10 protein-coding genes and 3 pseudogenes are annotated in these 13,740 nt (G+C 34.8%); all 13 read left to right on the forward strand.

The annotated features are described in order from the left end of the window. Positions 1-52: 52 nt before the first annotated feature. Positions 53-1,513 (forward strand): MobQ family relaxase, encoded by a 1,461-nt coding sequence (mobQ, locus tag JJN12_RS03620; RefSeq protein WP_208428409.1) that lies wholly within the window; start codon positions 53-55, stop codon positions 1,511-1,513. A 71-nt stretch (positions 1,514-1,584) separates the two neighbouring features. Then, the gene (locus JJN12_RS03625) at positions 1,585-2,274 is read left to right on the forward strand and encodes a flavodoxin family protein (RefSeq protein WP_154478297.1); all 690 of its coding nucleotides are present in this window, start codon (positions 1,585-1,587) and stop codon (positions 2,272-2,274) included. Positions 2,275-2,399: 125 nt separating this feature from the next. After that, a pseudogene (locus JJN12_RS03630) lies at positions 2,400-3,125 on the forward strand (VirD4-like conjugal transfer protein, CD1115 family); the annotation flags it as partial. A 42-nt stretch (positions 3,126-3,167) separates the two neighbouring features. Continuing rightward, a complete protein-coding gene (locus JJN12_RS03635) occupies positions 3,168-5,030 on the forward strand; it encodes a DUF4368 domain-containing protein (protein ID WP_208428411.1) in 1,863 nt (620 codons plus the stop codon). Positions 5,031-5,114: 84 nt separating this feature from the next. Next, positions 5,115-5,708: a TetR/AcrR family transcriptional regulator gene (locus JJN12_RS03640; RefSeq protein WP_026624318.1), complete on the forward strand. Its 594-nt coding sequence runs from the start codon at positions 5,115-5,117 to the stop codon at positions 5,706-5,708. 19 nt (positions 5,709-5,727) lie between these two features. After that, positions 5,728-6,315 (forward strand): MptD family putative ECF transporter S component, encoded by a 588-nt coding sequence (locus tag JJN12_RS03645; RefSeq protein ID WP_009525612.1) that lies wholly within the window; start codon positions 5,728-5,730, stop codon positions 6,313-6,315. A gap of 19 nt (positions 6,316-6,334) precedes the next feature. After that, positions 6,335-7,036 carry an energy-coupling factor transporter transmembrane component T gene (locus tag JJN12_RS03650; RefSeq protein ID WP_208428412.1) on the forward strand — a complete coding sequence of 234 codons (702 nt, stop codon included), beginning with the start codon at positions 6,335-6,337 and terminating at the stop codon, positions 7,034-7,036. Beyond that, positions 7,029-8,423 (forward strand): ATP-binding cassette domain-containing protein, encoded by a 1,395-nt coding sequence (locus JJN12_RS03655; protein WP_009535429.1) that lies wholly within the window; start codon positions 7,029-7,031, stop codon positions 8,421-8,423. Before JJN12_RS03650 ends, JJN12_RS03655 begins: the two co-directional genes overlap by 8 nt. A gap of 24 nt (positions 8,424-8,447) precedes the next feature. Beyond that, on the forward strand, positions 8,448-9,809 hold the full coding sequence (locus JJN12_RS03660; RefSeq protein WP_009535428.1) for an MATE family efflux transporter: 1,362 nt from the start codon (positions 8,448-8,450) through the stop codon (positions 9,807-9,809). A 279-nt stretch (positions 9,810-10,088) separates the two neighbouring features. Further along, positions 10,089-10,361, forward strand: a pseudogene (locus JJN12_RS03665) (sigma-70 family RNA polymerase sigma factor); the annotation flags it as partial. A 118-nt stretch (positions 10,362-10,479) separates the two neighbouring features. Then, entirely contained in the window at positions 10,480-11,907 is a 1,428-nt protein-coding gene (locus tag JJN12_RS03670; protein ID WP_208428413.1) for an IS110 family RNA-guided transposase, read from the forward strand. Between the two features lie 542 nt (positions 11,908-12,449). Next, positions 12,450-13,004: pseudogene (locus JJN12_RS03675) on the forward strand (MptD family putative ECF transporter S component); the annotation flags it as partial. After that, complete coding sequence (locus tag JJN12_RS03680) at positions 13,004-13,738, forward strand: energy-coupling factor transporter transmembrane component T (RefSeq protein WP_208428414.1); 735 nt, start codon at positions 13,004-13,006, stop codon at positions 13,736-13,738. The pseudogene JJN12_RS03675 and the gene JJN12_RS03680, both read left to right, overlap by 1 nt. Positions 13,739-13,740: the final 2 nt, after the last annotated feature.

The following is a 13,740-nucleotide window of genomic DNA, read 5'->3' on the forward strand; positions in this document are numbered from 1 at the left end:
CTTATCCATCGCCACCATACCCGTATCGGAAAAAGAGAGGAGGTTTTTTCTTATGGCGATATACCATCTTTGTATAAAGATTATTTCAAGAGGCAAAGGAAAAAGTGCAGTAGCAGCTTCCGCCTATCGAAGTGGTGAAAAGATAAAAAACGAATACGACGGCATAGTCCACGACTTTACAAGAAAAGGCGGAATAGCACATGCAGAAATTCTATTACCACAAAATGCACCACAGGATTTTTCAGACAGAGGAGCATTATGGAACAGTGTCGAGAAAATAGAAAAAAGTAAAAACTCACAGCTTGCAAGAGAAATAGAAATTGCCTTGCCTAAAGAATTAGACAGAGAAAAACAAATAAATCTTGTAAGAGAGTATGTAAAAGAAAATTTTGTAAAAGTCGGTATGTGTGCCGATATTGCTTTGCACAATAAAGGAGATGGAAACCCACACGCACATATCCTACTTACCATGCGACCGTTAAATGAAGATAAAACATGGGGAGCAAAATCAAAAAAAGAATATATCCTTGATGAAAATGGAGAAAAAGTAAAACTCAAAAACGGCAATTACAAAACCAAAAAAATCAATACAACAGATTGGAACGAACAAGACAAAGCAGAAGAGTGGCGAAAAGCATGGGCAGATATTACAAACAAATATCTTGAAGAAAATAACATACAGGAAAAAGTAGACCATCGTTCCTATCAAAGACAGGGAATAGAACAAATACCTACCATTCATTTAGGCGTATCAGCCACCCAAATGGAGAAGAAAGGCATAGCCACCGACAGAGGAAATATCAATCGAGAAATCAGAAAACAAAATAGACTATTACAGGAAATCAAGTTAAGAATAAAAGCCTTGTTAAATTGGATAAGGGGAATAGGAAAAGAAGAAAAAGCAGAAACTGATAATCTCAAATCCACCCTACCATACAAAGAAAATTTGCTATCCGTTTTTGAAAATCTTATCCATAAAAATGCAGATAACCATCATACAGATTTAGAACAATACATCGAAAGCTATCAATTCTTAAAAGAAAAAAACATCATTTCCTTATCTGAACTGAAAGAAAACATAGTTACTTTAAGAGATAAGAACTACAAGACTACAAGAACTATTAAAGATACCGAAAAGAAAATAGATGATAGAGTACAACTTATCGACCACGCCGAGAAATATTTGAAGCATAAAGATACCTATAAAGCCTATACCAAGCTAAAGAAAAACAAACAAGATACTTTCTACAATGAACATACCGCAGAGATTATTTTATTTGAAAGTGCCAAAAAATATCTGAAAGAGCATTTAGGAGAAAGCAAAACCATAAATATATCCAAATGGAAATCAGAAATAGGCACTTTGAGGAAAGAAAAAGATACTCTATATTCTCAAATCACAGATATACGAAAAGAAGTGGAACAGGCTGAAAGTGTTAGAAGCTGTATAGATAAATTACTGCAAGAAAAGAGAGGATTAACAAAGGTAAAGAAGCAAGAGTTAGGGCTGTAAAACTTAGTAAAAATATGATATAATATTTAAGATATTAAGTGAAACAAATTAGAAGTTGTAAGGGTGATTATATGAAAATTATTATTATACATGGTCAAAGTCATAAAGGTTCAACATATAATGTTTCAAGAATACTTGCAGATAAATTGGGAGGAGAAGTATCGGAATTTTTTTTACCGAAGGATTTCAATTGTTTTTGTATTGGGTGTGGGAATTGCTTTACCAAAGGAGAGGTCATGTGTCCACATTTCGAACAGTTGCAACCTTTAACAAATGCCATAGACGAGTCGGATATAATTATTCTTGCAAGCCCTGTATATGTATATCATGTTACAGGTTCAATGAAAGCATTTCTTGACCATTATGGTTATAGATGGATGGTTCACCGACCAAGTGAAAGTATGTTTTCAAAACAAGCTGTCTGTGTTTCAACAGCTGCTGGGGCAGGAACGAAAAAAGCTAATAAAGATATGGCAGATAGCACATTCTTTTGGGGATGTGCTAAAACTTATAAATTAGGTATTGCAGTTTGGGAAACAGATTGGAAGAGAGTTGACGAGAAGATAAAATCAAAAGTTGACCGCCAAACAACAACTCTTTCGAATAAAATAAAAAATAACTATACAAAGGTAAGACCTTCAATAAAAACAAGGATTTTATTCAATATTATGAGAATTATTCAAAAAAAGGGATTGAATGAGAGAGATAAGACATATTGGCAAGAGAAAGGATGGCTTGGTAAAAATCGTCCATGGAAATGACAAATCCCAATTTGTCTAATTGAATAGAACAATTTTAGAAGCAGTAAATCATAAAGGTTTGCTGTTTTTTCTTATTTATTTTTTCAAAATAAAAGCGTCAATAAATCAAAAAAGGTACTTGACAAAACGCTCTCTGGGGAAATAAAAAAGACATCGAGCCGTACATGGATGAAAAGTTTCAAAACAATATCTTGCTCACTCAAACAGAACGATTAACTATGAATGGCAGACCGTCTAATCCAAAGTATGCAAGGAATAAGAATGTACTTGTTATAGGAGGATCAGGAAGTGGTAAGACTCGATTTTTTGTAAAACCCAACCTTATGCAAATGCACAGCAGCTATTGTGTTACCGATCCAAAAGGTACGATCATTCTTGAGTGTGGCAAAATGCTTGAAGATAACGGATATGAGATAAAAATTTTAAATACCATTAACTTCAAAAAAAGCATGAAATACAATCCATTTGCCTATATTCGTTCTGAGAAAGATATATTAAAACTTGTTCAGACTATCATTGCAAATACCAAAGGTGAGGGAGAAAAGGCAGGTGAGGATTTTTGGGTAAAAGCCGAGAAACTCTACTATACAGCCCTTATCGGATATATCTTCTATGAGGCACCAAGAGAAGAAAAGAACTTTGCAACCCTTCTTGATATGATAGACGCTTCAGAAGTCAGAGAAGATGATGAAACCTATATGAATCCGATAGACAGACTCTTTGAAGCATTGGAAAAGAAAGAGCCTACACACTTTGCGGTGAAGCAATATAAAAAGTACAAATTGGCAGCCGGAGTAATAGAATTAAGAAGAACACTTCATCACTATTTGAGTGAAAAATGTTTTGCTTAATTCTTTTTTTTTATTGAAGAATTTGAGCGAAAGGAGGTAATCGTGAGAAATTATGAGAAAATAACCGCTTTGTATGAGAGGTTAAGCCGAGATGATGAACTACAAGGCGAGAGCAATTCGATCGTCAATCAAAAGAAAATTTTGAAAGAATACGCAAAGAAAAATCATTTGGAGAACATCATTCATTTTACCGATGACGGAATCAGCGGAACACAGTTTGATCGTCCGGGCTTTATGGCAATGATGAACGGAGTTAATCAAGGAAATATCGGTTGTATCATCGTAAAGGATATGTCAAGACTTGGCAGAGATTACCTCAAAGTCGGTCAATGTATGGAGATATTAAGACAAAAGGGAGTAAGACTCATTGCCATAAACGACAATGTAGACAGCTTTTACAAAGACGATGATTTTACTCCTTTTCGAAACATTATGAATGAGTGGTATGCAAGAGATACCTCAAGGAAAATCAAGTCCACATTCAAAGCCAAAGGCGAAAGCGGAAAGCATACAGGAAGCAGTCCACCCTATGGATATATCAAAGACAAGGACGATAAAAATCAGTGGATTATCGACGAGAAAGCAGCAGAAGTTGTCCGAAGAATATTCCATCTGACGATGGACGGAAAAGGACCCTATGCCATCGCAAGAATATTAGAAGCCGACAAGATAGATATACCCGCCTATCATCAGCAGAAATTGGGATATGGACTACATCAAAGCAAAGTGTTTGAATATCCGTATCGTTGGTGCAGCTCCACGATTGCAAGTATCTTAAAGAAACAGGAATACTTAGGGCATACAGTCAATTTCAAAACAAGAAAACATTTCAAAGACAAGAAAAGTAAATACGTATCTGAAGATAACTGGTTGATATTTGAAAATACCCACGAGCCAATTATAGACCAAGAAACATTTGACAATGTTCAAAGGATAAGAGGAAATGTAAAAAGGTATCCTGATGGTTGGGGAGAATACCATCCCCTTACAGGACTGATGTATTGTGCCGATTGTGGAAGTAAAATGTATGTGCATAGAACAAGTAACTACAAGAATATCCCTTATTATACTTGCAGTGCCTACACAAAAGTACCTTGTGGAACACTTTGTCCATCCGCTCACAGGATAAAAGCAGAAGCAGTCTTAAATCTCATTCAAAGCACCTTACAAGACATTAAGAAAAGCCTTGATGAAGATAACGAAGCCTTTCTCCATTCCATTCAAAATGAAATGGAAGAAAGCGAAAAAATGGAAATGGAAAAGAAAAGGACAAGGCTCATAGATAGTAAAAACAGACTTCAGGAATTGGAACGCTTAATGTGTCGAATATACGAAGATATGATATTGGAGAAGATACCGAATAACCGATATGAAATCTTAAATAATCAGTATGAAACCGAGCAAAGGGAACTTAGTAAAGAAATCGATGAGTTGGAAAAAGCCATCAAGCGATACGAAAAAGAAACCGACAGAGCCAAAAAGTTTATCCGGTTGATTGAACGCTATGATAACTTTGACGAACTGACACCGACCATCATTAACGAGTTTGTAGAAAAAATCTTAGTCCACGAACGAGATCGAAAAGGCAGTCAAACCGCCAATCAGAAAGTCGAAATCTACTTCAACTTTATCGGCAACTATGAACCGCCGAAAGAAGAATTATCCGAAGAAGAAATGCAGAAATTAAGGGAGGAGGAAGAAAAAGAACGGGAAAGAAAAGACAAACTTCATCAAAACTACTTGAAACGTAAAGCAAACGGCAAGCAAAAAGAATATGAGGATAGATATAAGGCAAGGCGAGAGGAGAAAAAACAGGAAAAGCTAAAGAGTTTGAAAAGAACAGGGATACCGGTAAGTGAATATATTAAAAACATTAAAAAAACAAAAATGATATACAATAGTTAGTTGACATTAACTATCATATAGTATATAATAAAAACCGACGACATTGTCGGTTTTTATTGGTTGAGTAGAAAAGAGGTCTTTATTTTGAAGGAAGAAAAACAAAAAGTAGGACAAATCAAAAAAAAGAAAATTAGAGAAGCTGCAAAAAAATGTTTTTTAACAAAAGGCTTTCAAAGCACAACGATGGAAGATGTCATTACAGAGATAGGTATGAGTAGAGGGGGTGTTTATCATCATTATGCAAGTACAAATGAAATGCTTAAAGACTTAATGCTTGATGGTAATGATTATAGAAACAGCTTGATAAATGAGTATTTGGAAAATAATCGAGGCAAAGATAAATATCAGAAAATGGGTGATATTTTGGTTGATAAGTCACTGGCTGATACAGATTTGATGAGATTATATACGCTCCTTTTACAGGCAAAAAAATATAATGAGGATTTGGAAAAGTTGTATCAAGAATTGAAACTTAATACGACTAATGAGCTGAGTTTAATCGCCAAGCAGCTTGGAATTAAAGCAGATATATTTGGTGACGGTTTTTTAGTGAATTATATCAATGGATTGATATTAAGTTCAGAAATTTTAGGTGCGAGAAAGTCTTATAGCGAGCATAAACGATATATAAAAGAAACAATGATAAATTATATTGTTGATGTAGAAAAGAAAAATTAAAACAATTAGGAGGTTTCAAATGAGCAAACGATTAGAGGTAAAGGATTTAATCAATATAGGATTATTTTCCGTATTAGGATTCATATTTATGATGATTGGATCATTTTTAGCAATGGTTCCGGTTTTAATGCCGGTTGTCCCATTTGCACAGGGAGTTTTGGTAGGACCTGTAAATATGCTATATTCTACCAAGATTAAAAAAAGAGGAATGATTTTTATTCAATCATTATTGATTGCATTGATATATGTTGCTATGGGACATGGACCTTGGGCATTATTAACGGCTGTTATCGCCGGTATTATTGCTGAAATAATTTTGAAATCAGGAGAATATACCAATGTAAAGAAAGCAAGATTGGCATTTTCAATTGCTCCTCTTTGCACGTTAGGAAATTGGCTTCCAATTTTTATATCGAGAAATGAATATATTAAGCAAATGTTAGAACAAGGATACGATCAAGAGTTCATTGATAAGATGCTTAGTGTTATGCCAAATTGGATTATTGTTGTAATGGCAATAGTAGGAATTATCGGTGCATATATAGGTTGCAGCATTGGAATGGCATTTCTAAAAAAACACTTCAAAAAAACCGGTATGGAAAAATAAGATTTCATGGAGAGTTAGGATGATAATCAAACTTGATTTTCGTACAAAACTTTTTATGACGATAGTTCTTTCATATGTGATGGTATTAGGCAATATTCAAACAAAGTATTTCGTGCAAGCCATTTTAATATCAACAATTCCGATAATACTTTTAATTCACGCAAAATATACAAGAGTAGCTATTATTGGAGTGGCTACTCTTTTGTTTGTTTATGCTGCTGATAAATTTCTGATAGGGCTTAATTACAATCCTATGGTTGCAATTTTATTGATAATAGTAATGGTTATTAAAAAAATTCTCCCCGCATTTTTGATGGGGAGATATACCATACTTACATCAAATGTTGGAGAAAGCATTTACTCATTAAAAAAAATGAAATGTCCAGATGAAATAGCCATTCCCTTGACGGTAATGGTACGTTTCTTTTATGCTGCAAGGATTGATTATAGTAATATAAAAAAAGCTATGCGTTTGAGAGGATTGACGCTTAAAAGGTTAATAAAGAGTCCAATTTTATTATTTGAATATAGATTAGTGCCATTATTGATGTGCTTATCAAAGGCAGCAGATGATTTGACGGTATCAGCTATGACGAAAGGGTTGGCTGTAAATCAAAAGAGAACAAGTATTAGTGAAACATATATGGGACTTGTTGACTTTATGTTTTTCTTAATAATGGCATGGATAATCTATCTATATATAAGGGGAAAATATGCTTGAATTACAAAATTTAACAGTGGGTTTTGACGGTGAAAGCATATTGAAAAATATAAATATGATTTTCAAACCCGGTGAAGTAACCGTCATTACAGGACATTCAGGAACAGGAAAAAGTAGCTTGCTAAAAGTTATCAATGGAATCATTCCGGAATACAATAATGCAGAATTAGAAGGAGATATTGTATTTAACGGAAAATCATTGTTTGGCTTGACAATATTGGAACGATCTAAATTTATATCTACAGTGTTTCAAAATCCTAAAACACAATTTTATTGTATCAATTCAACCGATGAACTGGCTTTTCAGTTGGAAAATAGAAACATAGACAAAGATTTGATTTTAGATAAAATTCAGTATTATTCAGCGGTTTTAGGTACAAAGGAATTATTAGATAGGAATATCTTTGAACTATCTGGAGGCGAAAAGCAGTTGATTGCAGTAACAGCTTGTGGGATTTCTGAAAATGAAATTATCTTGTTGGATGAACCCTCATCTTCCTTAGATCAGGTTGCAATAGAGCATTTACAGAATGCCATTATGGAACTGAAAAAAAGAAAGAAAATTATCATCATTGTGGAGCATAGATTGTTTTATCTGAAAGATATGCTTGATAAATTGTGTGTGATAGAAAATGGAACTTATAAAGAATACACAAAAGAGCAGTTTTGTGATGATTTCTTTGAACAGGTTTCTGAAAAACACAATCTAAGGAGTTTTAATGCGATTTCTAAAAACAATTTTTTAAGCAGGAAATATAAGCAAGTAGAAGTGTTAAAGAAAAATTCTTCAGATCTTGATTGTAAAGCATTGTCTTGTTTGAATTTCAAAAAAAAATATGAAAGAAAGGAAATCTTTGACTTCAGTATTGCCTTTGAATCCGGTATCAATTTCATCATTGGTCAAAATGGTGTTGGGAAAAGCACTTTTATCAATTTGCTGATGGGGCTGACAAGAGGAACAGGAGAGGTGTTTTATAACGGAGTAAAAGTAAAAAAACGATGTGAAAATATTTTTGCGATTATGCAAGATGTTAATTATCAACTTTTTACAGAATCTGTATGGCAAGAAATTTCAACTATTACTAAAGAGGATGAATTAAAAAATGAAATTTTGAGGATGGTAGACTTATTTGATAAAAAAGAAATGCACCCAAATTCATTATCAGGAGGTGAAAAACAACGATTATTACTTGCTATGTCAATGCTGAGCAGGAAGCCCATCGTAATTTTCGATGAACCGACAAGCGGACTATGTAAAAGGCAGATGGATATTTTGATTGTATTTCTTAATAAAATGACCGAACAAGGAAAGATAATTATCATAATCACACACGATTATGAATTTATAGATAGATGTAACGGAAAAGTATATGAGTTTGTGAAATAAATATAGGTAAAGGAGAATGATACGATGAAAGAAGATATGAAAACACAACTATTAACAAAAAGTCCTAAAGAACTGTTATTTAAGTTGGCAATTCCCGGAATAATCGGGATGATTGTCATAGGGTTGTATCCATTTATGGATGGTGTGTTTGCAGGATGGCTCATTGGTGATTATGCTATGTCAGCCATTAGTGTATCCATGTCTTTAACAATAATCAATGGTGGAATATCGGCATTGATTGGCGTTGGAAGTGCCTCAATATTATCAAGAGCAATCGGAAAGGGCGATAAAGAAACGACAGATAAAATATTCGGGAATTTTTGTTACTGGGTAATATTTTTCTCTGTAATTATCACAATATTTGGCTTGATTTTTGCACCTCATTTTTTAGATTTGGTAGGTGCTAAAGGAAATATTAAAGAACTCGGTGTGAGATATTTAAGAGTAGTTTTCTTTGGCTCTATATTTGTGAATTTTGCTCAAGCGGGAAATATGACAATGCGTGGCGAAGGTGCATTAAAGCAATCTATGATGATTATGGGAGCGGGAGCTATATTAAACATTATTTTAGATCCTATTTTTATGAAGTTGATGGGTGAATATGCGATTGAAGGTGCAGCTATTGCCACTGTTATATCTCAAATTGTACAAGCAATATTGACATTCCACTATTTTTCAAAGAAAAGTGCTTTTGTGGGTATCCATAAAATTCAAAAATACAAGGCAATTTATAGCGAAATGTTTAGTATAGGAAGTTCGGCAATGATGATGCAAATTTTATTTGCAGTACAGCAAACATTTTTGTTTAAGCAAGCCTTTGCGTATGGAGGAGATGATTGGGGAATTTTGATGTCTGCTACAATGCGATTATATATGTTTTCCTTTATTCCACTGTGGGGTATGAGTCAAGGCTTACAACCTGTTATTGGAGCTAATTTCGGAGCAAAACAATACGGAAGAGTAAAAGATACGATGAAGATTTTTATGTATGGTGCAACAATTCTTGCAGCAGCTTCATGGATACCATCAATGTTTTGTTCAGAAAAATTACTATCATTATTCAGTGTGAGAAGGGAGATTATTGAAGTTGGTGTTGTAAATTTTAAGATGTTTTATTCTACATTCATCTTATATGGAATTATGATTATGACACTTACATTTTTCCAATCCATAGGAGATGGAAAAAAAGCAGGCATGATTGTAATGCTTAGACAGTTAGTTTTATTTATTCCTGCAATATTACTATTTCCAAAGGTGTTTGGAGCGTCAGCAGTTTGGTGGACAGAACCTATCGTAGACTTTAGTATGATTATGTTAGGACTGTTTTTAATGCTTAATGGACTTAGGAAGATGGGAAAACAACAAATTACAAACAGTTTTAGGTAGCTTAAAAGACAAAATAAAAAATTAGAAAGGTTTGATGTATGAATATTGTTTAACTATAAGGGATGGGTGATTAAAATGGAAAAATCTTTATATACAAAAGAAATAGATAACAAAAATTTCTATTTGCCTTATAGTTGTCTATTCTCTCAAACAATTAAATACATCTAAAGAAAAGGTAAACTCTTTTCAATTCGGAGGACATTTTACGCCAAAGTGTAGAAGTCCTCCTTTTTTATTCTCAAAAAGCAAAATCAGAGAACAGAAAAGGAGGAATACACAATGGACAAAAAAGAATATTTCCTTTATGTCAAAGGAAAAGAGGTTAAGGTCAGTGAAGAAGTCTATAAAGCCTACTGGAAGATAACCGAGCATGAAAAATACCTTATTAAGAAAGACTGGAAAAATAATGTAATACCGTTTTCAGTACTGGATTATGACGGACATTTTGTAGATAACATCGTAGATGAAAGCATTGATATTGAAAAAATTATAGAAGTAAAAATGCAAATCGAAGAATTGAATAAGGCATTAAATTCCCTTACAGAAGAAGAAAGCTTCCTGTATACTATAAATAGGTCAAGAGATTGACATAAAAAAATACCTCAAGTAAATTTAGATTATTACTGACCTGCCAGTTGGTAAAATCTAAAAAACACAAGAGGTATCTAAAATGAATATTAAAGGCACAAAGAAAAAAAATCAAGTAGTAACAGCAAATATTTTTGAACAGCAGGAACTTTTGAAAAAATCGGAGGTGATTAAGGAAAATCTCACAGCTTCAACCTGGCGTGAGTTGGAAACCAATGGTAAGTTCGATAAAAATAAAAAACTCTCTTTTATCAGCGATGACATGCTTATCTTGGGATGTGATGTAGGCAGCGAAACGCACTATGTGAGAGCAATTGATACCAGAGGACGGGAACTCAGTAAGTCCGCATATTCTTTCAACAATGATTATGAGGGATTCCAGAGTGCAAAAGAATGGGCAGTAAAGATAGCTGCTGAACATGATAAGAGTCAGATAGTACTTGGCTTAGAGCCGACCGGTCACTACTGGTTCTGCCTTGCTACCTGGATGATTGCAAATGGAATCAGTGTTGTTCAGGTAAACCCTTATGCTGTTAAGCAGACAAAGGAGGTTGAAGATAACAGCCAGCTGAAGGATGACAGGAAGGATCCAAAACTGATAGCAAATCTTGTCAAGGATGGCAACTTTGGTATGCCATATCTTCCAGAAAAAATCTATGCTGAACTTCGTAGGTTATCCATGTTCAGAGACCAACTGAATGAAGACAGAATTCGAACAATCAACCGGATGCACAGGGAGATGAAGATATATTTCCCGGAGTATAAGGAAGCATTGGGAAAAGTCGATGGAGCATTTAGCCTTGAACTGCTGAAAGAGGCACCATTTCCGGATGAACTGACCGCACTTGGAGAAGAAGGGATAAGACAGATTTGGCATGCTGCTAAACTTAGAGGACGCGGGTACAGCAGAGCCAGAGAAATCTTACAGTACGCAAAAGCAAGTGTTGGGATTAAGGATGGATCTATTGCAAGCAAGGCAGCTGTAAAGTGGTTCGTGCAGAAAATCATGGAACTGGATGTTGAACTTGCTGTTATAGAGAACCAGATCAACCAGAAATGTCAGGAGATACCGCATACAGGTAACGTTCTGGAGATATCTGGGATTGGAGAAAATACACTTTCCGGTATTCTTGCAGAGATGGGAGATATTTCAAGATTTGATGATGTTAAGGAAATACAGAAATTAAGCGGATTAGGCCTTGTGGCATGCAGTTCAGGAAAGCATAAGGGAGAAACCAAAATCAGCCACAGGGGACGTAAACGACTAAGGTATTGGTTGTTCCAGGCAGCAAAGTCAGCAGTGGCCCATGCAGAGGAATTCAAAGAACTCCATATGTATTATACGACACGAGCCGATAATCCGTTGAAAAAGATGCAGTCATTGATTGTGATAGCCTGCAAGCTTCTGAGGATTATCTATACGATTCTGAATACTGGTACGAAATATGCTCCGAAGAAGATGTTGATGGACATCAGACGTCCGGAAAATAAGGAAGCTATTGTAGCGTAAAACAGTCGACAGCAAAATTTATTCCAGAGCCTTGCCGGGTGTCGGATTATTCCGAGATCGGGCAGGGTTCTGGAAGGAAACCCGATAACGATGGAGCGCTACAGGTGCTGCATCATCACAATGACCAGCAAAACGAGTCAGGGTAAGCATCCACGGAATATCCGTACCCTGTGGAGTATGCAGGTCAGTAAAATCAAAAAACAAACAAGAGCTGTAGCTTGCAGTAGTTCTCTCCGTAGGGCATGACCCTGTTAGAAAGCTTAGCAGGCACTCGGTGTATGGACAGGTGGGACGAAGGAAGTTGGGACACGATCCCTTTAGACACGGAAGGTTCACCATCATAGTTAGCAGAGGATTTATAGCCTTTATAAAGCAAAACAATGGGATGCTTTATAAACTACACCCTCTTTTAGCTGTTCAGTATAAAATACAATGACTGTCATACATTTTTTGCTCTGTTTTATGAGGTAAATATTTAAAGAAAAGCCTGAAATTAAATGATTTAGGGCTTGACATTATAGGAAGGTTTATCAGCAAAAGATTTAATTAATGTCGGGATTTACACAGCGATTTATTTGGTCATATTTTTTGTGGCAGGAATGATGAATGCCATTCCTATCTTATACCCGGCTATTTATTTAGTAATTCCAATTGTTACAGGGATACCATTCATGTTGTTTTTAACAAAAACAGAGAAATTTGGCATGGTTACGATTATGTCAATTATTATTGGGGTTTTCTGGTATCTGATGGGTTACACTTGGTTAGCATTAGTAGGATGTATACCATTCGGTATACTGAGTGATTTAGTTATGAGGTCGGGAGGCTTTAAAAGTTTCAAAAAGAACATTGTGGGGTTTTGGTTATTTTCTTGTGGAATGATAGGCTGCCAAATGCCAATGTGGGTAATGGCGGATACCTACATGGAAGGTGTTAAGCAACAAATGGGAGAACAATATGCAACAGAACTTGCGAAATATATGCCATCTTGGATGGGAATTGCCGCACTTGTAATTATTTTGATTGGTTCAATTATTGGTGCGAATTTGGGAAGAAAAATGCTTAAAAAACATTTTGAAAGAGCAGGTATCGTTTAATGGAAGAGTATGAGGTATATAGACCTAATGAGCCGAAGGGTTTTTATTTAGATCCTCGTACTAAAATTCTCTTTATGATATTTATCACAACCATAATGTCTGTCGGATATAAGGATATTGTGATTAGCCTTATATCCGCCATTGTGGCGATAATGTTGCTGTTATCTAATAAGCAGTTTAGAATTGCTTTTATTTATGGGGGGTTGTTTGCTTTGGCTTTGATAGCACACTTTACAAAAGATATGTACACCTTCCCTACTCTTATAAATACCATTTCCGTTTTGTTGAATGCTTTAATTTTGAGGCTATTTCCGATTTTTATGTTGGGTTATTATATTGTAATGTCTACAAAGACAAGTGAGTTTATAGCAGCTATGGTAAAGTGGAAAATTCCAAATGCATTTATTATTCCAACAGCAGTTGTTTTCAGGTTTATTCCAACTTTAAAGGAAGAACATAGTTCAATTAAAATTGCTATGAAAATGAGAGGAATTCATTTTAAAAACAAAAGAGCATGGAAAAATCCCGGCTTGTACTTGGAATATGTAACAATCCCTTTAATTATGTCTATTGCTAAAATAGGGGATGAATTATCAGCAGCTGCAATAAGTAGAGGATTGGGAGGTTTAAGAAAAAGAACCAGTGTAGTCAAAGTATGTTTTACTATATATGATGCACTTATTTTATGTATTTCAATCACTCTTATAGGGTTATTTTTGTATAGGAGGGGATAAGG

Source organism: Catonella massiliensis (assembly GCF_016651435.1).
Lineage (GTDB): Bacteria > Bacillota > Clostridia > Lachnospirales > Lachnospiraceae > Catonella > Catonella massiliensis.